General features: G+C 52.5%; 22 protein-coding genes. 10 read left to right on the forward strand and 12 right to left on the reverse strand.

Features of this window, described 5'->3' with window-relative positions; translation table 11 throughout:
• Positions 1-22: 22 nt before the first annotated feature.
• Positions 23-1,543 (reverse strand): fumarate hydratase, encoded by a 1,521-nt coding sequence (locus ABNT34_RS13390; protein WP_348732430.1) that lies wholly within the window; start codon positions 1,541-1,543, stop codon positions 23-25.
• 209 nt (positions 1,544-1,752) lie between these two features.
• On the opposite strand from ABNT34_RS13390, the gene pabB reads away from it, so the two are divergent.
• The 4 genes from pabB to ABNT34_RS13410 all read left to right on the forward strand — a co-directional run bounded on the left by pabB (position 1,753) and on the right by ABNT34_RS13410 (position 5,875).
• A complete protein-coding gene (pabB, locus tag ABNT34_RS13395; RefSeq protein ID WP_348732432.1) occupies positions 1,753-3,159 on the forward strand; it encodes an aminodeoxychorismate synthase component I in 1,407 nt (468 codons plus the stop codon).
• Positions 3,156-3,728: a CoA pyrophosphatase gene (locus ABNT34_RS13400; RefSeq protein WP_348732434.1), complete on the forward strand. Its 573-nt coding sequence runs from the start codon at positions 3,156-3,158 to the stop codon at positions 3,726-3,728. The genes pabB and ABNT34_RS13400 overlap by 4 nt, the downstream gene beginning before the upstream one ends.
• A gap of 138 nt (positions 3,729-3,866) precedes the next feature.
• Entirely contained in the window at positions 3,867-5,249 is a 1,383-nt protein-coding gene (locus ABNT34_RS13405) for an L-serine ammonia-lyase (RefSeq protein ID WP_348732436.1), read from the forward strand.
• Positions 5,250-5,572: 323 nt separating this feature from the next.
• Positions 5,573-5,875: an isoamylase early set domain-containing protein gene (locus tag ABNT34_RS13410; protein WP_348732438.1), complete on the forward strand. Its 303-nt coding sequence runs from the start codon at positions 5,573-5,575 to the stop codon at positions 5,873-5,875.
• Between the two features lie 93 nt (positions 5,876-5,968).
• On the opposite strand, the gene ABNT34_RS13415 is transcribed toward ABNT34_RS13410, so the two are convergent.
• The 4 genes from ABNT34_RS13415 to ABNT34_RS13430 all read right to left on the reverse strand — a co-directional run bounded on the left by ABNT34_RS13415 (position 5,969) and on the right by ABNT34_RS13430 (position 10,358).
• On the reverse strand, positions 5,969-7,090 hold the full coding sequence (locus tag ABNT34_RS13415) for a beta-ketoacyl-ACP synthase III (RefSeq protein ID WP_348732440.1): 1,122 nt from the start codon (positions 7,088-7,090) through the stop codon (positions 5,969-5,971).
• 142 nt (positions 7,091-7,232) lie between these two features.
• A complete protein-coding gene (locus ABNT34_RS13420; protein ID WP_348732442.1) occupies positions 7,233-8,270 on the reverse strand; it encodes an RDD family protein in 1,038 nt (345 codons plus the stop codon).
• Positions 8,271-8,337: 67 nt separating this feature from the next.
• Entirely contained in the window at positions 8,338-9,516 is a 1,179-nt protein-coding gene (locus ABNT34_RS13425; protein ID WP_348732444.1) for a VWA domain-containing protein, read from the reverse strand.
• Positions 9,516-10,358, reverse strand: coding sequence for a MoxR family ATPase (locus ABNT34_RS13430; RefSeq protein ID WP_348732446.1), 843 nt, complete (start codon positions 10,356-10,358; stop codon positions 9,516-9,518). The genes ABNT34_RS13425 and ABNT34_RS13430 overlap by 1 nt, the downstream gene beginning before the upstream one ends.
• Positions 10,359-10,483: 125 nt before the next feature.
• Between ABNT34_RS13430 and cysK the strand changes: the two genes are divergently transcribed.
• Both cysK and ABNT34_RS13440 read left to right on the forward strand, forming a co-directional pair.
• Positions 10,484-11,452, forward strand: a complete 969-nt coding sequence (gene cysK / locus ABNT34_RS13435) for a cysteine synthase A (protein WP_348732448.1) — start codon at positions 10,484-10,486, stop codon at positions 11,450-11,452.
• 141 nt (positions 11,453-11,593) lie between these two features.
• A complete protein-coding gene (locus tag ABNT34_RS13440; protein WP_348732450.1) occupies positions 11,594-12,100 on the forward strand; it encodes a hypothetical protein in 507 nt (168 codons plus the stop codon).
• Between the two features lie 10 nt (positions 12,101-12,110).
• On the opposite strand, the gene ABNT34_RS13445 is transcribed toward ABNT34_RS13440, so the two are convergent.
• A complete protein-coding gene (locus ABNT34_RS13445) occupies positions 12,111-12,848 on the reverse strand; it encodes an enoyl-CoA hydratase (RefSeq protein ID WP_348732452.1) in 738 nt (245 codons plus the stop codon).
• A 33-nt stretch (positions 12,849-12,881) separates the two neighbouring features.
• Entirely contained in the window at positions 12,882-14,639 is a 1,758-nt protein-coding gene (gene ggt / locus ABNT34_RS13450; protein ID WP_348732454.1) for a gamma-glutamyltransferase, read from the reverse strand.
• Between the two features lie 236 nt (positions 14,640-14,875).
• Here ggt and rrtA point away from each other — a divergent pair, with 236 nt between their 5' ends.
• Positions 14,876-15,415, forward strand: a complete 540-nt coding sequence (rrtA, locus tag ABNT34_RS13455; RefSeq protein ID WP_348732456.1) for a rhombosortase — start codon at positions 14,876-14,878, stop codon at positions 15,413-15,415.
• Here rrtA and ABNT34_RS13460 read toward each other — a convergent pair.
• Positions 15,412-16,080 (reverse strand): RluA family pseudouridine synthase, encoded by a 669-nt coding sequence (locus ABNT34_RS13460; RefSeq protein ID WP_348732458.1) that lies wholly within the window; start codon positions 16,078-16,080, stop codon positions 15,412-15,414. The genes rrtA and ABNT34_RS13460 overlap by 4 nt on opposite strands.
• A gap of 105 nt (positions 16,081-16,185) precedes the next feature.
• Here ABNT34_RS13460 and ABNT34_RS13465 point away from each other — a divergent pair, with 105 nt between their 5' ends.
• On the forward strand, positions 16,186-16,917 hold the full coding sequence (locus tag ABNT34_RS13465) for a pseudouridine synthase (protein ID WP_348732459.1): 732 nt from the start codon (positions 16,186-16,188) through the stop codon (positions 16,915-16,917).
• A 57-nt stretch (positions 16,918-16,974) separates the two neighbouring features.
• Here the strand turns inward: ABNT34_RS13465 and ABNT34_RS13470 are convergent, their stop codons facing one another.
• Positions 16,975-19,446 carry a prolyl oligopeptidase family serine peptidase gene (locus tag ABNT34_RS13470; RefSeq protein ID WP_348732461.1) on the reverse strand — a complete coding sequence of 824 codons (2,472 nt, stop codon included), beginning with the start codon at positions 19,444-19,446 and terminating at the stop codon, positions 16,975-16,977.
• A 168-nt stretch (positions 19,447-19,614) separates the two neighbouring features.
• Positions 19,615-20,220: an NAD(P)H-dependent oxidoreductase gene (locus ABNT34_RS13475; protein ID WP_348732463.1), complete on the reverse strand. Its 606-nt coding sequence runs from the start codon at positions 20,218-20,220 to the stop codon at positions 19,615-19,617.
• Positions 20,221-20,494: 274 nt separating this feature from the next.
• Between ABNT34_RS13475 and ABNT34_RS13480 the strand changes: the two genes are divergently transcribed.
• Both ABNT34_RS13480 and ABNT34_RS13485 read left to right on the forward strand, forming a co-directional pair.
• Positions 20,495-21,085, forward strand: a complete 591-nt coding sequence (locus ABNT34_RS13480; RefSeq protein ID WP_348732465.1) for a sigma-70 family RNA polymerase sigma factor — start codon at positions 20,495-20,497, stop codon at positions 21,083-21,085.
• A complete protein-coding gene (locus ABNT34_RS13485; protein ID WP_348732467.1) occupies positions 21,069-21,755 on the forward strand; it encodes a ChrR family anti-sigma-E factor in 687 nt (228 codons plus the stop codon). The genes ABNT34_RS13480 and ABNT34_RS13485 overlap by 17 nt, the downstream gene beginning before the upstream one ends.
• A gap of 83 nt (positions 21,756-21,838) precedes the next feature.
• On the opposite strand, the gene ABNT34_RS13490 is transcribed toward ABNT34_RS13485, so the two are convergent.
• Both ABNT34_RS13490 and fadR read right to left on the reverse strand, forming a co-directional pair.
• Positions 21,839-24,088, reverse strand: a complete 2,250-nt coding sequence (locus ABNT34_RS13490; protein WP_348732469.1) for an aminotransferase class V-fold PLP-dependent enzyme — start codon at positions 24,086-24,088, stop codon at positions 21,839-21,841.
• 175 nt (positions 24,089-24,263) lie between these two features.
• Positions 24,264-24,980, reverse strand: coding sequence for a fatty acid metabolism transcriptional regulator FadR (gene fadR / locus ABNT34_RS13495; RefSeq protein WP_348732471.1), 717 nt, complete (start codon positions 24,978-24,980; stop codon positions 24,264-24,266).
• Positions 24,981-25,159: the final 179 nt, after the last annotated feature.

The following is a 25,159-nucleotide window of genomic DNA, read 5'->3' on the forward strand; positions in this document are numbered from 1 at the left end:
CGCGTTGATTTTAAAAAGATTATCAGGCTTTTGCTGCCTCAGCGATTTTAACTTTCCAAATCGCCGGGCCCTGGTCATGGACATTATTGCCCTGACTGTCGACAGCAACTGTCACCGGCATATCTTCGACATCAAATTCGTAAATCGCTTCCATGCCTAAATCGGCAAAAGCAACCACGCGGGATTTTTTGATGGCTTTAGACACCAGATAGGCTGCGCCGCCAACCGCCATTAAATACACAGCTTTGTGCTCTTTAATGCTGGCGACTGTTTTATCACCACGTTCGGATTTGCCGATCATGCCTAACAGGCCAGTCTGGCCCAACATCATGTCGGTAAATTTATCCATCCGCGTCGCGGTGGTTGGGCCTGCCGGGCCAACCACTTCATCACCAACCGCATCAACCGGACCAACGTAATAAATAAAGCGGTTTTTGAAGTCGACACCATCTGGCAGCGCTTCACCTTTTGCCAGCATGTCGGCAATACGTTTATGCGCAGCGTCGCGGCCGGTCAGCATCTTGCCGGACAGCAACACAGTTTCACCGGCTTTCCATTCCAGAACATCAGCAGGTGTGACTGTATCAAGGTTAACGCGGCGCACGTTTTGCCCCAGTTCCCAGGTCACTTGTGGCCAGTCTTCCAGTTTTGGTACTTGCAAATGCGCCGGGCCTGAGCCATCTAAATGAAAATGCACGTGACGGGTCGCGGCACAGTTTGGGATCATCACTACCGGCTTGGACGCCGCATGAGTTGGCGCTGATTTGATTTTGACGTCAACCACTGTAGTTAAACCGCCAAGGCCCTGGGCGCCGATCCCGAGTTTGTTCACTTTTTCGTACAGTTCAACCCGCAGTTTTTCTTCACCAGTCTCTGCACCTTTTTCCAGCAGGTCCTGAATGTCGACAGGCTCCATCAGCGCTTCTTTGGCCAGCACTGCAGCTTTTTCTGCGGTACCACCAATGCCGATACCGAGCATGCCTGGCGGACACCAGCCAGCGCCCATTTTTGGTAAAGTTTCCAGTACCCACTCAACCACTGAGTCAGATGGGTTTAACATCACCATTTTGGTTTTGTTTTCGCTACCACCGCCTTTGGCGGCAATGGCCACTTCAACATGATGGCCAGCCACCATGTTGATATGTACCACAGCCGGCGTATTGTCTTTGGTGTTTTTGCGTGAACCGGCCGGGTCCATCACGATAGAAGCACGCAGCGGGTTCAATGGGTTCATGTAGGCACGACGCGTGCCTTCGTCGACCATTTCCTGCACTGTCATGTCGGTTTTGTCCCACTTGACGTCCATACCGATACTGACGAAGCAGGTCACGATGCCAGTATCCTGACAGATAGGCCGGTGGCCTTGTGCCGACATCCGCGAGTTAATCAGAATTTGCGCGATGGCGTCTTTGGCGGCCGGATTCTGCTCTTTGTGATAAGCCTTTTCCAGGGCCTGAATAAAATCCAGCGGATGATAATAAGAGATGTATTGCAACGCATCTTCGATGCTGTCGATAAAGTCTTGCTGGCGAATAACCGTCATAGGGTGCCCTTCTGCGTGGTTACAGGCAGTCAGTGTGCTGGCTGCCAGGGTATTTATACAGCGCCTGACCCTTGCCTGGTCTGGCACTGCTTCTCATTTTAAGCAGGGCTGCTATCATAACGCGCATCCTGTCGAGGCGGCTAGTCAGTTCATGCTGAATTCATCGGTTCTGTGCCCAAAGCCGCCGCTTATTGTTTGAGTTTTTTGTCATGTCTGTACAAAGTCTTGTCGCGTCAAACATCGCCGATTTAACCGGTTATTTTCAGGCGGTTGCCGCAGAGCCTTTTGCCATGTTGCTCGATTCCGCCGCGCCTGAGCATCCAAACAGCCGTTATGACATTCTGGTATGCCGGCCGCTGGCGACGCTGACTGCTGTTGGCCGTCAATGCACTGTACACCAAATAGCCGCAGACGGACTTTGGTCTGAACAACAGCAGGACGCTGATCCTTTTTTATTACTCAAAGCGTTACAGCAACAGCTGCTGCCAGCCCTGCCAACCGAGGCCAGCCCGTTACCTTTTACCGGCGGTGCTGTTGGTTACTTTGGTTATGACCTTGGCCGGGTCGTCGAAACATTGCCGGTACAGGCCAGTGCCGATATCAAGCTGCCAGATTTGGCCGTAGGCCTGTACAGTCAAGCGCTGGTGCTGGATAAACAGCTGCAGCAGCTGTGGTTTGTTGATTGCAACGGCGCGGCGGAAACAACAGCTGCCGGCTACTTGGCACAGTTTGAACCATCGACGGCAGCAACCCAATCCGGCACCGCTTTTAAACTGACCAGCGACTGGCAGGCCAATATGAGCCGCAGTCAATATCTGCAAAAATTCGAGCACATTCAGGCGTATCTGCAAAGCGGTGATTGTTACCAGATTAATCTGGCACAACGTTTCAGCGCCGGCTTTAGCGGTGATGCTTTTGCCGCTTATCTGCAACTGCGGCGTAGCAATCAGGCGCCGTTTTCGGCTTTTATCCGGCTGCCAGATGCGGCTGTGCTGTCAATTTCACCGGAACGTTTTATCGAAGTGAAAAACACTCAGGTTGAAACCAAACCGATTAAAGGCACCCGCCCGCGATTTGCCGACCCGGTACAGGACGCACAAAGTGCCGCACTTTTGCAGCAATCACCAAAAGACCGCGCTGAGAACGTGATGATTGTGGATTTGTTGCGCAATGACCTGGGCAAAGTCTGCCGGCCTGGCACAGTGCGGGTGCCGGCGTTATTTGCCATTGAATCTTTCCCGGCCGTGCATCATCTGGTCAGCACTGTCACCGGCGAGCTGGACGCGCAATATCAGCCGATTGACGCGCTGCGCGCAGCATTTCCGGGCGGTTCTATCACCGGCGCACCGAAAGTGCGGGCCATGCAAATCATTGAAGAGCTGGAGCCACACCGGCGCAGCGTTTATTGCGGCGCTATTGGTTACATCAGCCAACATGGCCATATGGATACTAATATTGCCATCCGTACCCTGATAGTTGCCGATCAGCAGATTTATTGCTGGGCCGGCGGTGGCATTGTCGCCGATTCGCAAGGCGAAGCCGAGTATCAGGAAACGTACGACAAAGTCGGTAAAATTCTGCCGGTGCTGCAAAGTGCGGACATCAGCAACAGATGAGTAGTTATCGGACCGATTTATGGCTCAGCCGCTATCTGCTGCAGGCGCCGCCGCAGCAAAAAACAGCAGCATTACCCAACGCGGCTGTGCTACTGCCACTGTTTCGCCACGATGGTGAATGGACCTTGTTAATGACTCGCCGGGCTTTGCATCTGCGCCATCATCCCGGTCAGCTCAGCTTTCCGGGCGGCCGGATTGAAGCCGGCGAAAGCAGTGCAGCTGCGGCGCTGCGCGAAGCCTATGAAGAAACCGGCATCGCCCCGACAAGGGTCCGCTTGCTTGGTCAGTTGCCGGCCATTAACACCTCGACCGGTTTTATTGTCCAGCCCTGGCTCGGTATATTAGACCAGCTGCCAGCGCTGCAGCTGCAACAGGACGAAGTTGATTCTGTGTTGTTGCTGCCTTTGCATGAAGCTTTGTCCGCCAGGCGCCGGCAAACCGAGGTCTGGCCGCTGCGGGGACAGCAACAACGCCTGCATTTTATCCCGTGGCAGCAGCATTTAATTTGGGGCGCCAGCGCCGAAATATTATATTTACTGGCACAACAAGTGGCAGCACCTTCACGTTAATCACTTAGCTGCTTAGCAACAAGGCGCTGTATCACTCCCATTTTGTAAGCAGCACTGACCAGTGACAGCATCAGTTACACAATGCCGGCACATCCGGTACAATCTCGCTCATTCTAATAAGGCAAATAAGACCACCCTATGATTATCAGCGCTTTTGACATGTTCAGTATCGGCATAGGCCCATCCAGCTCACACACTGTAGGCCCAATGCGTGCCGCCAAGTTATTCACCGAGAACCTTGCCGCCAGCGGCCGGCTTGGCGACGTCGCCAGTATTAAAACCGAACTTTATGGCTCTTTAGGCCAGACCGGCATTGGCCACGGCACCGGCAAAGCAGTAATTTTGGGCCTCTGTGGTTACTTACCGGAAAACTGCGACCCTGATCTGGTGCCGGGCATCCTGAAACAAGTGGATGAACAGGAACAAATTACTTTAGCGTCCGGCCATGTAGTCAGCTTCCCGCGGGAAGGCGCCATTGTGTTTCACCGGCGCAAGACGTTAAAAGAACACAGCAACGGCATGGAGCTGATTGCCTTTGATGCCAACAAAGAAATTGTGTTCAGCGAAATCTACTTCTCGATTGGTGGCGGTTTTATCGTCAAAGCCGAAGACTTTGCCAACGAGAAAAAAGCTGCCAGCCAGTTTGCCGCCGACAATCCACCGCCGTTTCCGTTTAACAGCGGCGCTGAATTGCTGAAACTCTGCAAAGAAAATGGCTTGTCGATTGCCGCACTGATGATGGAAAACGAAAAAGTGCTGCGCAGCGAAAGCCAAATCGAAACCGAACTGGGCCTGATTTGGCAAACCATGTACAACTGCGTGCAACGCGGCATGAAAACCGAAGGTATTTTACCTGGTGGTCTCAAAGTAAAACGCCGTGCCCCGGCGTTGTATCGCCGCCTTTGCGCGGAAAAAAGCTCAGATCCGCTGCAGGTCATGGACTGGGTCAATTTGTTTGCGCTCGCCGTTAATGAAGAAAACGCCGCCGGTGGGCGTGTCGTCACTGCGCCAACCAACGGTGCCGCCGGGATTATTCCGGCCGTGCTGATGTACTACGACAAATTTATCCAGCCAGTAACCCCGGATATCTACACCCGCTATTTGTTAACCGCAGCAGCTATCGGCATTTTGTACAAGAAAAACGCCTCGATTTCCGGCGCAGAAGTTGGCTGTCAGGGTGAAGTCGGTGTGGCCTGTTCAATGGCCGCCGGCGCTTTAACCGAAATTCTTGGTGGCTCGGTTGATAACGTCGAAAACGCTGCCGAAATCGGTATGGAGCACAATTTAGGCCTGACCTGCGATCCGGTTGGTGGCCTGGTGCAGGTGCCTTGTATTGAGCGGAATGCGATGGGTGCCGTGAAAGCCATCAACGCCTCGCGGCTGGCGCTGCGTGGTACCGGTGAGCATAAAGTGTCGTTGGATAAAGTCATTAAAACCATGTGGGACACCGGCCGCGATATGCAAAGCAAATACAAAGAAACCTCGCGCGGTGGTTTGGCAGTCAATATTATCGAGTGTTAAACCGCAGCTATTCTGTTTGATAAAAACGGGTGCTCATTGAGCGCCCGTTTTTTTATCCAGTAACTGATGGCAGACAAAACGAAAAATTTCAGCTGCAGTAACTGCATGCCCGTCATTTCGGCGCTGTTTGCACCAGGCCGCTGCCCGACAAGGGATCCAGGTGATCAACGACATCAGCTGCGAACTTGACGCATACGTTTTCAGTAGCGTTTACGGTCCGGTGTCATGTTGTTGTCAAACAGACTATGCTAGTTTTGCTGCAGCGCTTAACGCCCGCAGACCTTGCGGTGTTCGAGGATTTCTTAGCATAACGGAGTGACATCATGGCAATCAGCAAGCAATACCTGAAGACCAAACCGGCCTGTAAAGTGACGTTTGTCGTGCCGGCAGAACAGGCAGCCACAGCCGAATCAGTGGTGCTGGTCGGAGAATTTAACGACTGGCAGGACAATGCAATGAAAAAGCAGAAAAATGGCGATTTCAGCCTGACGCTGACACTGCCAAAAGACAGCAGCTATCAATTCCGCTATCGCTTAGGTCACAACGACTGGCGCAATGACGAACAGGCCGACGACTATGTGCCATCGCCATTGTCTTATGAGCAGAATTCGCTGCTGCGGCTGTGATAGTTCGCAGCCCCCCATCACCACCAGATTTTGCGGCAAAAAAAACGGCATTCCCATCTGAGTTTGCCGTTTTCCTTTTTAAATGACAGTCGCTTAACGCGCGCGTTTGAGCATCAGGCAACCAATTGAATAACCGGCACCAAAAGAGCACAACACGGCGTGGTCATGAAGCGCCAGCCCTTGTTTATTTTGATGGAACGCAATAATAGAACCGGCAGATGCGGTATTGGCATAAGTATCCAACACCAGCGGAGCTTCACCTGGCTCAGGCTCCCGGCCGAGAATTTTGCGTACCGCAAAGATGTTCATATTGATATTGGCCTGGTGCAGCCACAGCCGTTTCAGATCCGCGGCAGTCAGACCACAGGCCGCCATTTCGCCTTCAATCACTTCAGCCACCAACGGCAGCAACTCTTTAAACACTTTACGGCCCTGCTGGCGGAAAAACGGTACCAACGGCTCTGCGTCCGGGTAGCAGTGTTCGACATAACTGACGTCACAGCGGATATTGTTGGAGAATTCGGTTTTTAACCGCATGCCGACAATCTCAAAACTGTTGTCGGCAGTCGCGGTATCAGCGGCTTCAATGATGGTCGCGCTACAAACATCGCCGAAAATAAAATGACTGTCGCGGCTGGTGTAATTCACCTGCGGCGAGGCAAATTCAGGATTGACCACCAGCACCACAGAGGCAGTGCCACCACGAATGGCATTGACCGCATTGCTGATAGCAAAAGTCGCGCTGGAACAGGCGACATTCATATCAAAGGCATAGCCCTTAGCGCCTAATTGCTGCTGCAGCTCAATCGATAACGCCGGGTAAGGCCGTTGTAAGTTCGATGCGGCACAAATAATTAAATCAATCTGATCTGGCGTTTTACCGGCCTGGGCAATGGCTTCTTTGGCGGCGGCTAAGGCCATTTCAACCATTTCCGGCAATTCGTCTTCGCCACGGCGGCGGAATACCGGCTGCATCACTTGTGGGTCCAGAATGCCATCTTTGTACAGCACATGACGCGACTTGATGCCTGAAGCTTTTTCAATAAACTCGCAGCTGGAATATTCGAGGGCTGTGACTTCGCCTGCGGCAATGGCTTCGGCATTTTCGGCATTAAATAAGTCAACATACTGATTAAAACTGGCGACCAGTTCTTCATTCGTGACGGTTGCCTCGGGCGTAAATACACCGGACCCGGTGATCAGAATTGATTTCATGAGGAGCTCCACTACGCCGGATCAGTCGGATTGGATCTGGTCGGATGGGTTAGAAAAATTGCAGTATAACTCAGCTGCAGACACAAAGGCAGTAGCCTGTGGCGACTGCCTGCTGCTGAGCATGCTTCGTGTATGAGCGACCTTAATGCGTCAGCGGCCGTTTTTCCCGGCCGAGCCGGATCACGACTGTAGAGGCGACTTTGTCCTGGATCGCCTGGCGGTTGGGGTCCCACAAAATCTGCATAAACCCGAGTAAACCTGTCGCGAGACCTGCGCCATAACCGCCCTGACGGCTAAAGGCAGCAAACAAATTCAGCTCTTTGCCGTCGAGCTGGATCACTTTGATCCGCATCAGTTTTTTACCAATAGTCTGGCCATGGCACCAGGCGATAGTGGCGGTAAAATAAAACACCGCCCAACCCACACCAATACCTAAGTCGGCAAAAATACCCTTGACCCAGGCCACCACACTGTGGGTGTTTTCATCGGGCAGATACCAGGGTAAATCTTGCGGCGCTGGCTGCGCTGGTTTTGCTTCAACTGGCTTCGGTGGTGCAACTGCAGGAAAATCTGTTATCAGGGCGTCGCGATAAAGCGGCCACTGCTCTGCCGGGAAATCAGAGCCCTGCACCAGACTATCCATCATCTCGACCGCCGCAACTTTATTGACGCCGGCTTTTCGCAACATTCTGGCCGTTTTTTCCAGCTCTTTTTTCATACAACCGAGCTCGCAGCTCTGCGCCTGAATTTTCAGTGCTGTTGCAGCAAGCACCATAGCCTCATCAGCATTTAATGCGGTTTCACCGACCTCTTGCGCTGAGTCCTTTTCGACAATCAGCTCCGGCATCCAGGTGGCCGAGGCGGCCAAAAACGCCGTGACCAGCAATAACACAATGACATGATTAAATTTTTTCGCCTGCAGCCGGAACCAGATGAGATAAGTCATCACGGGTAAAATCAGCAACAAACTGGCCTTGGCAAGGCCTGAGATGATGATGCCGTCGATACCCATCGCAATAGCGCGGCGCAGTGGATGCGCAGTGGGTACACCGAGCAGATTCGGGCAGACTTCAAAGGCATAAGGCGTGACAATTTCTCGTCGCTCCTGCCGCGTCAGTGGTGCGCCGGTCTCACCCTGTGGCAGCGGCGTTGCCGGTAGTTCGTATTTATTTTCACGCATTGGAGCAGGCTCAGTCAGCAAAGAATTCACCCGATACTAACAATCCATTGCAGCTGCAGCAATGGTTTCAGTATTTGAGCTTTAACTGATTGATAGCATTGGCTAAACCGTCCAGCGTCAGTTCAAACATCCGGCCGGAACACAGCTTGTTTATTTGGGCGATGGAGCCATAATGCGACCACCAGTCCTGCGGCTGTGGATTCAGCCAGACCGCTTGCGGGAACTGCGCCAGCAAACGTTGTAGCCAGACCTCGCCAGCCTCGGCATTAAAGTGCTCGACGCTACCGCCCGGATAACTGATTTCATAAGGCCCCATAGTCGCATCACCGACAAAAATCAGTTTGTAATCATGACCATAGGTATGCAGAACCTGCGTGGTGGCGATTGCATCCTGCGGCCGGCGCTTTTCATCGCGCCACAGCGTTTCATAAACACAATTATGGAAATAAAAGAATTCCAGATGCTTAAATTCGGCGCGCACCGCATTAAATAGCTGCCGGCATTCGTGAATGTAATCATCCATCGAACCACCGATATCAAACAGCAGCAACAGCTTCACCGCATTGTGCCGCTCACGCTGGTAACGTAAATCAAGCAGCCCGCCTTGTTTGGAGGTCGCGCTGATGGTGTCGTTTAAATCCAGCTCACTCTGCGCGCCACTTCTGGCGAAACGGCGTAATTGCCGCAGCGCCAGCTGCAGACTGCGGTTATTCAGCACTTCATCACTGGACAGGCTCTGAAACTGCCGCTGGTCCCAGACTTTGACTGCCCGGCGCGCACCGCTGCCCTGCTGCCCGACACGAATGCCCTCCGGGTGAAAACCATAAGCGCCAAAAGGTGAGCTGCCGCCGGTGCCAATCCATTTATTGCCGCCGGCGTGACGACCTTGTTGTTCTTCCAGCCGCTCGCGAAAAGCCTTGAGCAAAGCCTCCAGACCACCGAGACTTTTAAGCGCCTCTTTGTCTTCATCTGAGAGCTGACGCAGCAAACCTGGTGTTAACCAGTCGTCCGGAATAGCGCTGATTAAATCCAGCTGCTCAACGCCGTCGAAGTACTCGCTGCAAGCGCGGTCGAATTTGTCATAATCGGTTTCGTTTTTGACCCAGCACAGTCGCGCCAGCTGATAAAACTGTTCCAGATCAGCAAAGACCAGCTGTTGCTGCACTGCGCGCAACAAATCGAGATACTCAGTGATACTGACTTTGACGCCATGACGGCGTACCGTCAGAAAAAAGCCACTGAACATCAGCGTGCCCTTTTGGCCATAAACAGCAGTTTTTCGACCAAAGCCACGTCTTGCTCGTTTTTCAGCAAAGCGCCAAATAACGGCATTAAGCCGCCGGTTTCCCGGCTTTGCTTCAGCTGCTCCGGCGTCACTTGTTCAGCCAGCAATAGCCGTAGCCAGTCAATCAGCTCAGAAGTCGACGGTTTTTTCTTTAGCGCCGGCAATTCGCGCAGGCCAAAAAAGCTCTGCAGCGCTTCGCTCAGCAGTTGCTTGGACAAACCGGGTAAATGCACATCAACAATCCGCTCAAGTGCGTCGGCATCGGGGAAGCGGATGTAATGGAAAAAACAGCGGCGCAAAAACGCATCCGGCAGCTCTTTTTCGTTATTGGAGGTAATAATCACCACCGGACGCTGGGCTGCGCGCACCGTCTGACCGGTTTCATAGACGTCAAAAGCCATCTGGTCCAGTTCGTGTAACAAGTCATTCGGAAATTCGATATCGGCCTTATCGATTTCATCAATCAGCAATACCGGGCGCTTAGTGGCCGTAAAGGCCTGCCATAACTTACCGGGTTTGATGTAATTGGCGATGTCATGTACCCGTGCATCACCGAGCTGGCTGTCGCGTAAGCGCGATACGGCATCATACTCATACAAGCCCTGCTGCGCCTTGGTGGTTGATTTGATATGCCATTGCAGCAGGTCGGTGCCCAGCGCCGCAGCCAGCGCTTTGGCCAGCTCAGTTTTACCGGTGCCTGGCTCGCCTTTGATTAATAAAGGTTTTTGTAAAGTGACTGCGGCGTTAACCGCGAGCGCCAATTCGGGTGTGACTATATAAGAGTCATTACTTTGAAAACGCATGGATGCCTCAAATTCGCGTCAAACGCTTATAACATTAAGTCATATAACTTATATCAAAACGCTACTTTCGTTTTTCATACCAGCGGTTATGCTGGGCCAAATTCTTTGTCTGTCTGGAGCTCTGTATGGCAAACATTTATGAAGACAACTCATTGTCAATCGGCCGCACACCGCTGGTCAAATTAAAACGCGTCACCGGTGGCAACGTCTACGCCAAAATCGAATCCCGTAACCCTAGTTTCAGTGTGAAGTGTCGCTTAGGCGCTGCGCTGATTTGGGATGCCGAGAAAAAAGGTTTGTTAGGCCCGGGCAAAGAACTGATTGAACCAACCTCCGGTAACACCGGTATCGCGCTGGCGTTTGTGGCGGCAAGCCGCGGTTACCCGCTGACTTTGACCATGCCTGCGACCATGAGCTTAGAGCGCCGTAAACTGCTCAAAGCCTTAGGTGCCAACCTGGTGCTGACTGAAGGCGCCAAAGGCATGAAAGGTGCCATTGAAAAAGCTAAAGAGATTCAGGCGTCCAATCCTGACAAATACCTGTTATTACAACAGTTTGAAAACCCGGCTAACCCACAAATTCACTTTGATACCACAGGCCCGGAGATTTGGAACGACACCGACGGCAACATAGATGTATTCGTTGCCGGCGTCGGCACCGGCGGTACTATCACTGGGGTGAGCCGTTACATCAAACTGGAGAAAAAACACCCGCTGATTAGCGTCGCGGTAGAACCGGCCGATTCACCGGTGATCAGCCAGAAACTGGCCGGCGAAGAAATCAAACCAGGCCCGCACAAAATCCAGGGCATTGGCGCTGGTTTTATTCCGGGTAATCTCGATTTGGAATTACTCGACCGCGTGGAAACAGTCAGCAATGACGATGCCATCGCGATGGCACATCGTTTGATGAAAGAAGAAGGTATTCTGGCAGGCATTTCGTCAGGTGCCGCAGTGGTTGCGGCCAAACGTCTGGCGGAGTTGCCGGAATTTGCCGGCAAAAACATTGTAGTGATCCTGCCATCTTCCGCTGAACGTTATCTGTCCAGCGCGCTGTTCGCCGATGTGTTTACTGAAGCCGAGCTGCAAGCCTGAGCTTAATGCTTTCAGAATAAAAAGGCTGCACTATTAGCACTAGTGCAGCCTTTTTTGCTTTACAGCAAAAGCACAGCGCAGCACACTGCAGGGACTTGCAGCAAAAGACTGCTGGTTCCGGCAGCAAAAGGTAGTAGCGAAGTGAACAAAAAGCATTGGTGTTTTTTTAGCAGTATGGCGGCGCTGACGTTGCTTAGTGCCTGCGGTGACTCCACTCCGGCCGCTCCGGCAGCCAGTTCAGAACCGGCAATGCAGGCTGTTGCGGGCTCTGCCGCAACAGCGACAGACTCACCTGAGTTGACCGCAGTTGATTTTTTCGAAGCTATTCTGGTGAATAACGATATCAAAGAAGCCAAACGCCACGCGATGCCGTCACTACGCCGGGTGCTGGATGGTTATGCAACCGGTAAAGCGGTTGGCAGGACATTGCTGAATATGAGCTTTGATAAAGTTGAAATTACTATCGAAGACACCAACAAAAACGTCCGCGAATTTTATACCGACCGGGCCGACGTGATGCTGATTTTTACCGGCATGAAAGACGACGCTAAAGTCGTCCATATGCGGATGGTCAAAATGGAAAAACATAAGGGTAAGTGGCTGGTCGCCGTGATCAAAGACGACCCTTTCGCCAGAACCGGTATCTAAACCAGATGTCTCAGCGCTGAAAAAACCGTTTGAGCGCTGTTTTACATTCATCACTGTGCAGCAACTGTTCAAATTCTGCCAGCTCCTGATGGAGCACATGCTGAACCTGTTGTTGCATCGGTTGTTTCAGCAGGCGTTTTGATTGTTGCACGGCCGTGGCTGGTAAAGCAGCCAGCTGCAATGCTTTTTGTCGGGCCAGCGCCAATAAATCCGCCGCCGCGACCACTTCATTCACCAGCCCCATTTGGTACGCTTGCCCGCCATCAAAGGCTTCACCGAGCAATAAATACTGCGCGGCACGCTGATAGCCAACTAAACGGGGCAATAACAGGCTGGAAGCGGCCTCCGGGCATAACCCCAAACTGGTAAACGGCATCTGAAAGCGGGCTGACGCGGTGGCATAGACCAAATCACAATGTAATAACGCTGTGGTACCAATGCCGATCGCAAGACCTGCAACGGCAGCAATCAGCGGCTTATCAAACTGCGATAATAAATGTAAAAATTGTACCGTCGGATGTTCATGATTCAGGCTACCGCCGGCGAGAAAATCCGCTAAATCGTTGCCGGCACAGAAGCAATCCGGGCCCCCTGTCAGCAACACCACCCGACACTGTGGATCGGCAGCAGCCTCAATCAGCGCCTGACTGAGTTGTTGGTACATCTGCGCCGATAACGCATTTTTTTTATCCAGACGAGACAGCGTCAGTGTCATCACACCATCCGCCTGCGCAATCATCACAGTCATCAGTAAGTTCCTATCATCAACACCAGTCGGACATCATTGACCTTTAGCCAAACCTTCACGACGCGGATCTGCTCCGGCCTGCCACTCTGCACCGGCTCTTTTGATCAGATGCAGGCCACTGTTCAGTTCACCGGTACGCACCTGATAGCCCATTTCCTGCAGCTGGCCGCTCAGATGCACCAGCGGTGTACCTTCTTCTATCGCCAGCACATCATTGCGATGGGTAAATTTTGCCAGATCTGCCGCTTGCTGCGGCCCCATCTGCCAGTCAATCATCGCAATCAGTGATTGTGCGACATAATTGATAATACGGCTACCGCCAGGCGAGCCGGCAATCATCTGCAGCTGCCCTTGCTGATTAAACACCAGCATAGGCGCCATCGAAGAGCGTGGCCTTTTGCCAGCTTCGACCCGGTTGGCCACCCACAAGCCGTTGTCACGCGCCTGCAGCGAAAAATCCGTCAGCTGGTTATTCAGCAGGTAACCATTGACCATCAGACCAGAACCAAAGGCATTTTCGATACTGGTGGTCATACTGACCGCATTGCCTTCTTTATCCACCACCGACAAATGGCTGGTGTTGGCATATTCTGGCGCTTTCGCCTCACCAAGCGGCACGGCGCCTTCCGGCACCCCGGCGGTGATTTGCTGATTGTCGGCTTTTAGATCAATCTGCGCTGCGCGCTGTTTTAAGTAATCGGCCGCCAGCAGGCCTTTTACCGGTACCGGACTAAAGGCCGGATCGGCGGCATAACGTTCCCGATCAGCAAAAGCCAGCCGGCTGGCCTGACTGATTAGATGCACAGCTGCGGCAGACTCGGGCTTGAGTTTGCTTAAGTCAAACTGATGCAGAATGCCAAGAATTTGCAGCACCGCGATACTGCCGGAACTGGGTGGCGCCATGCCACAAACTTTAAAGGCGCGATATGGCGCACAGATCGGGTCGCGCCAGACCGGTTGATAACCAGCGATATCTTCGAGCGTCATCTTGCCAGGATTAATACTGGCCTGGTTCACCGCCTGTAAAATCGCTTTGGCATTTTCGCCCTGATAAAAAGCCTCAGGGCCTTTTGCTGCTACCGCCGTCAATAAGGCCGCGTAAGCCGGATTTTTCCGCACAAAACCCACAGGCAGTGGCTGACCGTCCGGGAAAAAATACTCCCGGCTGCTGCTAAATTGTTTTAACCCAGGATGTTGGCTGCCAGCCAGCAACATATGTAGCCGCGGTGACACTTTAAAACCTTGCTGAGCCAAAGCGATCGCCGGCTTAAACAACTCGGCCCATGCCAGCTTGCCAAATTTTTGGTGCGATTGCGCCAGTGCGGCGATCACACCAGGCGTGCCCACCGCTTTACCACCAACAAAAGCCTGTGGCCAGCTCAGCAGTTTACCGTTTTGCACAAACCAGTCCGGCGTCGCAGCGGCCGGTGCAGTTTCGCGGCCATCCAGCGTGTGCAGTGTTTTGGTTTTATCCTGCCAGGCCAGCATAAACAAGCCGCCGCCAATACCTGAACTTTGCGGTTCAACCAACCCTAACACCAGTTGCACCGCAATAGCCGCATCCACGGCACTGCCACCTTGCTTTAAAATCTGATAACCGGCCTCGGTCGCATAAGGATTCGCCGATACCACCATAAACTCTTTGGCGCTGACCTGCTGTTTACGAACTATGCCGGTCGCGGCTTCCGGATCCTGCTGACTGCCCGCCAGCGCCGCAGCATTCCAGCTAGGCATACTTGTGGCAATAACGCTGAAAAACATCAGCGCGCGGGCACGATGAAAATAAGACATAAGCGGATACAACTCAGAGACAAAAAAAGTACCATAACGTACTCGCAACGCCTTCTGCAATGCCGGCCGCCAGTTTGCTCTTGTCATTGGCCGCAGACTGGCGCATTGTGCGCAAATCAGTTAAAACCAATGCCACAATTGCGTTACACTGCTGCCTGTTTTTACGTCGGGGATTGATTTTGAAGTTTTCTGCACTGCTTTCGGCCTGTTATGCTCCTGTTGCTCTTGCACTGCTGATGTGTGTCTTTGCTGTTTTTAACGATGACGTCACGCCTTGGCTGCAGTTTGACCGCCAGGCCATTTTGGCCGGTGAATGGTGGCGACTGTGGAGTGCTCACCTGCTACATACCAACAGCTGGCATTTGCTGATGAATCTGGCTGGCCTCGTGGTCATTATCATGCTGCATGGTAATTATTACCGCTCCTGCGCTTTCGCCTTTTTAGTGTTTGCCGGCTTTATGCTGATTAGCCTTGCGTTGTTATTCTGGAGCCCGGCGATTGGTCTTTATGTCGGTTTGTCCGGCTGGTTGCACGCCCTGCTGGTCTTCGGCGCCAGTGAAGATGTGCGCCGGCATTGGTCCAGTGGCTGGCTGATTCTGGCTGGGGTTGCGGCGAAGGTAACCTGGGAACAATGGCAAGGCGCCAGCAATGATTTAGTGATGTTGATTGAAGCGGATGTGGCCGTCGACGCGCATCTGTATGGCGCTATCACCGGCCTGACATTATTCGTGCTGATGCTGAGTTTTAAGCAGTTTTATCCGCCGAAACAAGCTTAAAACGCAGCTGCGAGTTCAAACTGGCACTCAGTGTCAGTTGCCGGATGCTGGAAACGGATTTGACAGGCATGCAGGCACAAACGCGCTGTCGCCTGACGCACGGCCTGCGGTGTGTAAAACACATCCCCAAGAATTGGATGGCCGATGCTTGCCAAATGCAGCCGCAGCTGATGAGACCGGCCCGTCACAGGTTCTAACAGCACCCGGCTGACGTCTTGCTGCGCGTCATATTGCAGGCGCTGAAACAAAGTGCGCGAGGCTTTGCCACTCTGTTGACAGATTTTATACAAAGGCCGGTGCTCACTATCAGCAGCAATAGGCAGGTCAATTTCCCCTTGCAGCGCTATCTCACCGGTCACCAGTGCCTGATAATACTTCTTGATTGTGCGGGCCTGAAACTGTTTGCTCAGATGCGACAAAGCTCTTTTGTTCAGCGGCAACAGCACTATCCCCGAAGTATCGTAATCCAGCCGGTGCACCACTTGCGCAGTCGGAAACTCAAGCTGCACCCGGCTCACCAGACAATCGTGGTTTTGCGGATGGCGGCCCGGCACCGTCAATAACTGCGCCGGTTTATACACCACCAGTAAATCTTCGTCCTGCGCCAGCAATTGCCAGGGTTCATTCGTGGCTGGCAGTATCGCGAGGTCAGTCAAATCAGTCATGCAAAATTCCACAGCACAGCAAAACGCGGCATTATAAAGGCCGGCGCTTTCATTGCGCCAGAAAATCGCTAAAATCCGTTTCTTTTTCGCCAGGGGAATTTGCCTTTGAGCACTGCAATCTCGTATCAGCCGCCCGGAGCGCTCTGGCCAAAAATCCTTTTTCAGGACAAAGATGTGCTGGTGGTGGAAAAACCGTCCGGGTTATTAAGTAACCCAGGGCGCGCGCCAGAGCTACAGGACTCAGTGCAGACCCGTCTGGCCGCGCAGTTTCCCCAGCTTTATCTTATTCACCGGCTGGATATGGCAACCTCAGGCCTGATGGTTTTTGCGCTGCGCCGAAAAGCCGAAGCGGCGCTGAAACAACAGTTTGCTGGCCGCAGCATCGACAAAACTTATTTGGCCCGCGTCGCCGGCGTACCAATGCCTGCTGCCGGTTGTATTGATGTGCCGCTTGGGCCTGTGCCAGACCTGCCTGCTGGCAGCGCACCGCGTCATCAGGTTTGTTTTCATAGCGGCAAAGCTGCGATGACCTATTACCATACTTTATGGCACAACAAAGACTCAGCGCTGCTGCAACTCAAGCCGATCAGCGGCCGCTCGCATCAGCTGCGCGTGCATTTGTTACACCTCGGTCATCCAATTCTCGGGGATGCTATTTACGCGAACGCAGCGCAGCAGCAGGCCGCGCCGAGATTGTTATTGCACGCGACCAAACTGGCATTTTTCCAGCCCTATAGCGGTGAACGTCTGGAGTTTTTTTGTCCGCCGGATCTTACGGATTTTGGCCTTGCAACGCTGCCTGCGCTAATCAGTGATGAGCAGATGTTAAAACTCTGACAGTCTCTTTCTCAGGCAAAAAAAAGCCCTGCACTGCAGGGCTTAGTTTTTTATGCTTTACAGCGTCCGATCAAACAACTTTTCAATGCGGCGGTATTCATCCAGCCAGCTGCTTGGCTGGCGGAAACCATGCGGTTCCACCGGGAAAATCGCCGTTTCAAAACTATTGATTTCATGCTCAATCAGGCGCTGCACCACGCGGACCGAATCCTGGAAGAACACGTTATCATCAACCATTGGCGAGTTAATTAATAACTGACCTTTTAAGCCTTGAGTGAAATAAATCGGCGAGCTGCGCTCATAAGCAATGGGATCCACATCCGGCGTGTTCAGGATATTTGACGTGTATGGGTGATTGTAATAAGCCCAGTCGCCAACCGGCCGCAGAGCGGAACCCGCTTTAAACAGCTCCGGCTGTTTAAACATCGCCATAAAGGTCATAAAACCACCGTACGAGCCGCCATAAGTGCCAATGCGGCTGCGGTCAACATGGGCGTTTTCCACCAGCCAGTTCACACCGTCGGCTAAATCTTCAATCTCAGGCGTGCCCATCTGACGGTAAATGGCAGTGCGCCAGTCACGGCCATAGCCTTTTGATGCCCGGTAATCCATATCGAGCACCACATAACCTTTTTGTGTCAGCAGGTTGTGGAAAAAGAACTCGCGGAAATAACTCGACCAGCCCAAATCGCTGTTTTGCAGATAACCGGCACCGTGGTTAAAAATCACCGCGCGGCGTTTTTCACCTTGTTTATAGTCTTTTGGCAGATACAACTTGGCATAGACCGGCGCTTTACCATGGCTCGACGGCACGGCAACGACTTGTGGTGCCTGCAATGCCATTTGCTGCAGCTCGTTCGACACTGTGTAAGTCAGCCGTTTTAACGCAGCATTCGGCTGGTTGTCCATCACGTACAGCTCTTCAGGCTGTAACGAGGTGGAATAACGCACCAGCAGTTTGCTTTCATCTGGTGCGAGTTTAAAGCTGACATTGCCGGTCAATTGCGTCAGCGGCTGTGACTTACCATTGTCGAGCGCCACTTTAAACACATTGTAAATGCCAGGATGCTGCGCATTGGCACGGTAATATACAGTGCGGCCGTCGCGACTCAGTACCGGCTGACTGACCTCAAAACTGCCGCTGGTCAGCTTTTTCGCCTCGCCTTTTAATGGTTTCAGGTATAAATGCGAATAACCGCTTTGTTCGGACAGGAAATACAGCTGGTTGTCATAAGCCCAGCCGAAGTTGTTGAAGTCGTAGTTAATCCAGGCATCGTCGTGCAGGCGGTGCTGCTCAACAAAACTGGCTTTATTCAGGTCAACCGAGGTCAGCCAGCGGTCTTTGTTATCCCAGGCCTTGAGCATCAGCGCCACCTGGCTGCCGTCGGCGTTCCAGCGAATGGCCGACTGGTCCCAGCTCCAGTCGTTAATCAGCGTAATGGCGCGGGCCTTTTTCTCTGATTTATAGGTTTTGCCATCGCGTTTAGCATTTTCGGCTTTAACCGCCGCCAGCACATCTTCGTCAAAACCAGACAAGACTTCTTGTTTCAGTTCAGTCGCCTGAGCCTTGGCCAAATCAATCAGGAAAAACTGCTCTGGCTCAGGTTTTTGGTCATGTACCCGGCGCCGTACCGGCTGGGCAGCGATATCGCCATTGTCGGTAATGTAATTAGGCATGATATCGCGCTCGTCATTCCAGCGCGTTTTGGCGGCAACGGCAGCAATCAGGCGGCGCCCGTCCGGAGATAATGCCGCATCGGAAATTTGTTTATCTTTACCCAGATAAACCGGTTGTACTGCAACAGTAGTGTTGTTTTTACGGATCGCTTCCTGCTGCTGATGCAGATCCAGCGCGTTTTTGTGCTCAAGTGCGACAAACTGAATAAGTTTATGCTGTTCCTGTGCCAGATACCCTTCCGGAACAGCCGGTGCTTTGGGTGCATCGTCCAGTTTCAGACTGGCAACCTGGCTCACCAGACCACTTTGTAAATCTACTGCGTAAAAATCCCAGCCCTGACGCCAGGCCACGCGGCCGTCAGTCAAAAACTGCAGCGCCTGCCGGTTGTCATTCGAGCGGGTCAGCTGGCTGATTTTGCCGCTGGCTAAGGCTTTGATAAACACATTGCCTTCAAAAATCCAGCCGGCAAACTGACGGTCTTTGGAGAACACCTGCTCACCGGCGCCGATATCATCGAGATTATTCAGCGCAACCACTGCACTTGCGGCGGCGGGGCTCTGGCCACCACTGACCGGCACCTGATGCCAGTCCCGCAGTTCATTGCCGGCTTGTTTACGCTGATAAATCACTGACTGGCTGTCGGCCGACCAATAAGCCAGTTCTGGCTGACGTCCTAACCAGTCCGGATGCGCCATGGCTTGTTCTATCGTCATCAGGGTCTGGCCGGTCTGGCCTTGAATTTGTTGGGTTTGCAGGTTGTAACTGGCATTTTCACGTGCTGCCAGAACCGGGCCTGATAGCAGAACAGCGCTGAGGGCCAGCGCGACAGCGGTATATCGGATTGTTTTCATTGTTGGTCGCCGCATAGAACTGAAGGGTTAACTGAAGCTGTTGTTATACAAAGCAGCCAGCTTAATTTCAATCTTCTGCGGCGTAATCGCCAAAGACCGGGATCAACGACCCGATGCAGCTGCTGCGCCCGTTGCGGTGAAGAACTGCTCCGGGCGCCTGGTATTGGCTTAAGCTGCTAAATCTGCGGTTAAGCTCTGGATCTGGGCTGCAGCCGCCGAGAGCGCTGAAGCGGCGCTGTCTGGTCCCATATTCAGACCTTCAGCATAAACAAAATGCACATTTTTCAGACCGATAAAGTTCAGGAAGCTCTTCAGGAACGGCGTTTGCGAATCGGCTGGTAAGTCTTTATAAATGCCGCCACGGGTGGCAAACACAATCACCGGTTTATCCGCCAATAAACCAACCGGACCTTGTTCAGTGTATTTGAACGTGATACCAGCACGCGCTAACCGGTCAAACCAGGCTTTCAGTTGGCTTGGCACACCAAAATTGTACATCGGCACGCCGAGCAAAATCACATCAGCTGCCACAACCTGTGCAATCGCATCATCAGACAAAGCTGCCAGCGCAGCCTGCTCGCTGCTACGGCTGTCTGCCGGTGTCATCCAGGCGGCGATTTCGGTCATCGCCAGGTGCGGATAATTTTTGCTGACTAAATCGACGTCAGTGCGGTCGAAACCGGCCGGCAATGCGGCAATAAACTGTTCGATTAACTGGTTCGACTGGCCTTTTTCGCCGCTGACTGAGCTTTGTACCACTAAAACGTTTTTCATCGCTGAATTCCTCGCAGGTTTGGATTTGGTTTGAAGCAATGAACACAGCATAAATAACAAATATCAGAACGTATATCGCATAAAAACGCTTCAAACATTCTATTTTTTAGAATTAAATTTTTTCGGTCTGGTTGAACCGGAAGTGTCAGGGCTGCGTATAACCACCAGACTCTGTTTTTAGGATGCATCAACGATGGATTTAGTGATGACAGCACGGCATCATGGGCCCGAACCTTCCACACAGGGAATGCATGATTTGACAGGCACTGACGCTTTGACAACTACTGAAGCGAAGACCCGCGACATAGGCCAGTGGGAACAGGCGCTGGCACTGGTTGCGCTGAGTCGCGACAAACAGGCGTATCAGGAGCTGTTTGGTTATTTCGCGCCACGGCTACGGGCTTTTGGCATCAAAATGTTCGGCAACGAACAACAAGCGCTGGAGATGGTGCAGGACACTTTACTGAATGTCTGGCAAAAGGCGGCATTGTTTGACCCCAACCGCGGCTGCGCCTCCACCTGGATTTTTACCATTGCCCGCAACGTGCGCTTTGACATGCTGCGGAAAAAACAAAGCCGCAAGGATGATATTTCCGCTGATGATTTGTGGGCTGACGGCGATTACCCGGAAGCAGAAGACCATCAGACACAAAAATGGGAGCTGTGGCTTATTACAGAAAAGCTGGCACCGCATTTTGCTGCTTTACCACCTGCCCAAAGGCTGGTGATGGAAAAAGTATATCTGGAAGAGATGTCTCATCAGGAAGTTGCTGAATTACTTGGCATTCCGCTGGGCACCGTCAAATCCCGGATCCGTTTGGCTTTAGACCGTTTAAGAGAGGCGCTGGATGACTCAGAGCGTTAATCATCACCCGAGCATCAGCTTGCTGGAACTGTACTGCGATGGCAGCCTGAATGCAGAAGTGGCATTACTGATCGCCACGCACCTGGACTACTGTCCACATTGCCAGCAGTTGCGCCATGACATTGAAACCGATTTGGGTGCCGAGCTGGCTGCCGCCACACCGGCGACAAATGCAACCGAAGTGCATAGTGGCGACTGGCTGGAAATGATGAATCAGATCATGGCGACGCCACTGCTGCCGCAGGCAAAACCCGCAGTCTTGCCGGAGAGCCAGCTGAGTATCGGCGGTTATCAGTTTGAACTGCCACGCAGCCTGCGTCGTATCGCTGGCAAGCGCAGTAAATGGCTGAGTATGGGTGGCATCGCTACGGCCCGTCTGCCCTCTGGTGAACCGCATCATGCTTCTTTACTGTTTATCGACAAGCATACGGATGTGCCACTGCATACGCATCAGGGGCTGGAAATGACGTTGGTGTTATCTGGTGAAATGGTTGATGAGCATGGCCGTTATGTGCCGGGCGATTTGATCATTAACTCACCGGACGATACGCACAAGCCACGCAATATCAGCGACGAGCCTTGTCTATGTTTGTCGGTATTAAGTGCGCCGCTGCAGTTTAAAGAAGGTCTGACGCGCTGGCTGAATCCGTTGCAACGCTTTTTTTATTAAGGCAGCAGCTTCACGCAAGCTCAGAAAGCAGAAAAAACCAACCCCGCCGTAGCGGGGTTGGTTTTTTATCAGGGAAACGCAGCTTAACTCAGCAACGCCACACCGCCCTTGAGGTTATAGACTTGCTCAAAACCGAGCCGGTTTAAGATCTTCGCCGCCAACAAACTACGATTACCTGAACGACAGACCAGCAATAATTGTTGCGACGGTTCAATAGCGCCACTGCAGAGCGCCCAGGCCAACTGTGACAAAGGCCAATGTTGTACTTTCGCATCCTGAGGCAACAGCGGTTCAATTTCACCGGCAATTTGTTCATGCGGTTCGCGCACATCGACAATCTGTAGCTGTGGATACTGGCTCAGTAACGCCGCGATGTCAGCCGGACCAATCAGCGCTTTGGCATCGGAATAACTGACTTCGACGATGCCACACTGATATTGCTGCTGTTGCTGCAACTGCTGGCTTTGCTGCGCCAGTTTGTCTTGCCAGCTTGCCGACAAACGACCGGCCTGCAGCACTTCGGCAATTTCCGGGTTTTCCTGCATCACGAGGCGCCAGGTCGTGAAAAACCGCTGCGCGTAGTCGTGGCTGCTCAGTAACAGCGTGTCAGCCTTCAGCACTTGTTGTAATTGTTGCAGACTGTGCACAAAAGCCTTGGTGTCAGAACCGGTTAAATCCAGCCGGCCAAAACCGCCAGGCAATAACAAATCCCCGACAAAAGCCGCCAGCAGCTGCTGGTCACGATATAACAGAAAACTACGACTGTCGGCGCTATGGCCCGGAGTCGTCAGTGCCTGCAGCATGAAAGTACCGACTTTCAGGGTAGCACCGAGCGGCCAGCCATTGCCATCCACAGCTAAAGGCTGATGAATCCCCAAGGCATTGAGAAAATCAGCCCGCACCGACGGGTGGTCCTGATGCTGATGGGTTTCCAGCACGGCCTTCAGCTGCAACCCCTGCCCCTGCACCAGATTTACCAGCCGGTTCATCAGTGGCTCGACCGGGTCAATCACCACCGCTTCGCGGCTTTGTGGGCAGACCAGCAGATAACTGCACAAATCTTCGTATTTGAGCTGCGTGAGGCCGGCCAGTGGCGGTGCCACGGCGTCTTGGGCGTCATTTAATACCAGGCAACAGTTGCGCACCACCGGCACCAGCCGGCGGATGGCTTTGCAGGCGGCATCGATTTCAGCTGCGGTCATTGCCGGGCCAAATGACAAGCGCACCGCGCCCTGACTGCGCCATTCTTCCAGCCCCATCGCATCGAGCACGAAGCTGCCGCTGGCTTTGGAACTGCAGGCAGAACCGGCACTGACACGGATATTACCGGCATCAAACAAATCGAGAATATCTTTGCTGAGAAACCCCGGCACAGAAAAATTAATAGTGGTCGGCACGATAAAAGGCGCGTCACTGTTCAGCACCAACTGTGGAAATAATTCCGTCAATGCCGCCAGCAGCTGGCTGCGATAAGACCATAAAGTGTCGACGCTGTGAAATACTGAGCCGGTCGGTTTGAGTAATTCGGTGAAAATCGCATGCAGCGCCGCGATGCCAGGTAAGTTTTCCGTGCCAGAGCGCAAACCACTTTCCTGGCCACCACCGGCGATAAACGGCTGATAAGGTGCGCCTGCGCGCACATACAAAAAACCAATACCTTTAGGGGCATACAGCTTATGACCGCTAAACGGTGCGTAATCGATGCTGCTGTTGGCGATATCCAGCGACATTTTGCCAAGCGCCTGAACACAATCGACCATCCAGCGCACGGCTGGATTGACCTTGCGGATCAAAGTTTCCAGCCTGGCCAGATCTTGCTTCACGCCAGTTTCGTTATTCGCGGCCATAGTACAAATCAGTGCGGCTTGTGGCAGCAGCTCGATCAGCGCCTGTTCGTTTAAAATGCCATGCTGGTCTACCGGGATCGCCTTGACGGTGGCACCGAGTTGCAATACCTGATTCCAGTGTTTCAGGCTCTCTGGCACCGCTTTGTGTTCGGTTGCCCCATATAACAACAAGGTTTGCGGGCCGGATTGACCACGGCTGCGCGCATCAAGCAAAGCCGAAACAATCGATGTCTGGATGCCTTCGGTCGCGCCGGAAGTGAACACGATTTGGCCCCGGCTGGCACCAATGACCTGGCGCGCCAGCTGACGGGTCAACTCCAATTCAACTTTGGCTTTAATGCCGGTGCTGTGGCTGCTGCTCGGATTGCCAAAACAGGTTTGCATATGGTGCAACACCGCTGCAGCGGCGCAAGGCAATACGGCCGTGGTGGCATTGTTATCCAGATACACTTCCGCCGGACAACGATCATTGCGGGATTGAAACATGATGCAGCCTATTTATAACCAAAAGGAATAACATATATTCTATAATGATATGAAGTTCAGTCTGCTCTGACAAGTCATTATTGGCCGGCGCTTCACAAAACGCGAATCGATGCCCGGCTGCGGCTTTAGAGGAAAAAAACTAAAAAAAACGCCGCGATTAAGCGGCGTTCAAAGTTTATTCAACCAGATCTTTTGGGATATCCGGCCGTAATTCCGACCAGACTTTACCGGACTCTTTACCGTATTTGCGCACCGCCATCACGACTTCGTCATGTTTGCCGGCTTCTGCATAGAGTTTTAACTGGTGGTAATAACGGCGCGCCAGCTCACGGGATTCCGGCTGTGAAAAATAAAAAGTGGCGATTTTACGGTACAGACCACGGAAACCATTGAGGATCAATACATAAATCCGGTTCGCCGAATGCAGGGCCAGTTCATGGTTTAAGTTGTAGTCAAAATCAGCGAATGCTTCTGGTGTGTCTTCCAACAGTTCAGCACCAGCGAATGCAGCGACCGCTTCAGCCTGATGGTTTTTAATAGCGCCACGGATATAGATGGCACTGATATTGGTACGGGCAGATAACAGTTCGTCAACCAGTTCAGGCATGCGCTCTTCATCTAAACGGGCCAGGGTTTCGAGGATATTTAAACCTGAAGTTTCCCAGAAATTATTCACGCGGGTTGGTTTGCCATGCTGAATGGTCAACCAGCCATCACGGGCCAGGCGCTGTAATACTTCGCGCAAGGTAGTCCGGGTAACCCCAATCAGCTCAGACAGCTCGCGCTCAGCAGGTAAAATAGACCCTGGCGCAAATTTGCCATTCCAAATCGATTCGACGATATATTCTTCAGCGAAGCCTGCAGGGCTCTGAGCTTTGATCAGGTTTGTCATCCGGATTTGTCCGTTGTAGTTGTAATGAATGGTAAATTTGGCACTGATTGTACCAGACGCGATTCAGTTAACAAGCCATGTGCGGAAAATTGCGGCTGAGCATCAGTTGGCAGTAGTTGTGTAAAAAAGTAATTTGGCTTAGATTGTGCGCTGGAAATAAGTCCTTCTTGATAAAGGAA

This window comes from Rheinheimera texasensis (assembly GCF_964031785.1).
Classification (GTDB): Bacteria; Pseudomonadota; Gammaproteobacteria; order Enterobacterales; family Alteromonadaceae; genus Pararheinheimera; species Pararheinheimera texasensis_A.

Coding starts and splice junctions, on each gene's coding strand:
- ABNT34_RS13390 (WP_348732430.1), bottom strand. CDS start 1,543: ATGACGGTTATTCGCCAGCAAGACTTTATCGACAGCATCGAAGATGCG.
- pabB (WP_348732432.1), top strand. CDS start 1,753: ATGTCTGTACAAAGTCTTGTCGCGTCAAACATCGCCGATTTAACCGGT.
- ABNT34_RS13400 (WP_348732434.1), top strand. CDS start 3,156: ATGAGTAGTTATCGGACCGATTTATGGCTCAGCCGCTATCTGCTGCAG.
- ABNT34_RS13405 (WP_348732436.1), top strand. CDS start 3,867: ATGATTATCAGCGCTTTTGACATGTTCAGTATCGGCATAGGCCCATCC.
- ABNT34_RS13410 (WP_348732438.1), top strand. CDS start 5,573: ATGGCAATCAGCAAGCAATACCTGAAGACCAAACCGGCCTGTAAAGTG.
- ABNT34_RS13415 (WP_348732440.1), bottom strand. CDS start 7,090: ATGAAATCAATTCTGATCACCGGGTCCGGTGTATTTACGCCCGAGGCA.
- ABNT34_RS13420 (WP_348732442.1), bottom strand. CDS start 8,270: ATGCGTGAAAATAAATACGAACTACCGGCAACGCCGCTGCCACAGGGT.
- ABNT34_RS13425 (WP_348732444.1), bottom strand. CDS start 9,516: ATGTTCAGTGGCTTTTTTCTGACGGTACGCCGTCATGGCGTCAAAGTC.
- ABNT34_RS13430 (WP_348732446.1), bottom strand. CDS start 10,358: ATGCGTTTTCAAAGTAATGACTCTTATATAGTCACACCCGAATTGGCG.
- cysK (WP_348732448.1), top strand. CDS start 10,484: ATGGCAAACATTTATGAAGACAACTCATTGTCAATCGGCCGCACACCG.
- ABNT34_RS13445 (WP_348732452.1), bottom strand. CDS start 12,848: ATGACTGTGATGATTGCGCAGGCGGATGGTGTGATGACACTGACGCTG.
- ggt (WP_348732454.1), bottom strand. CDS start 14,639: ATGTCTTATTTTCATCGTGCCCGCGCGCTGATGTTTTTCAGCGTTATT.
- rrtA (WP_348732456.1), top strand. CDS start 14,876: ATGTGTGTCTTTGCTGTTTTTAACGATGACGTCACGCCTTGGCTGCAG.
- ABNT34_RS13460 (WP_348732458.1), bottom strand. CDS start 16,080: ATGACTGATTTGACTGACCTCGCGATACTGCCAGCCACGAATGAACCC.
- ABNT34_RS13470 (WP_348732461.1), bottom strand. CDS start 19,446: ATGAAAACAATCCGATATACCGCTGTCGCGCTGGCCCTCAGCGCTGTT.
- ABNT34_RS13475 (WP_348732463.1), bottom strand. CDS start 20,220: ATGAAAAACGTTTTAGTGGTACAAAGCTCAGTCAGCGGCGAAAAAGGC.
- ABNT34_RS13485 (WP_348732467.1), top strand. CDS start 21,069: ATGACTCAGAGCGTTAATCATCACCCGAGCATCAGCTTGCTGGAACTG.
- ABNT34_RS13490 (WP_348732469.1), bottom strand. CDS start 24,088: ATGTTTCAATCCCGCAATGATCGTTGTCCGGCGGAAGTGTATCTGGAT.
- fadR (WP_348732471.1), bottom strand. CDS start 24,980: ATGACAAACCTGATCAAAGCTCAGAGCCCTGCAGGCTTCGCTGAAGAA.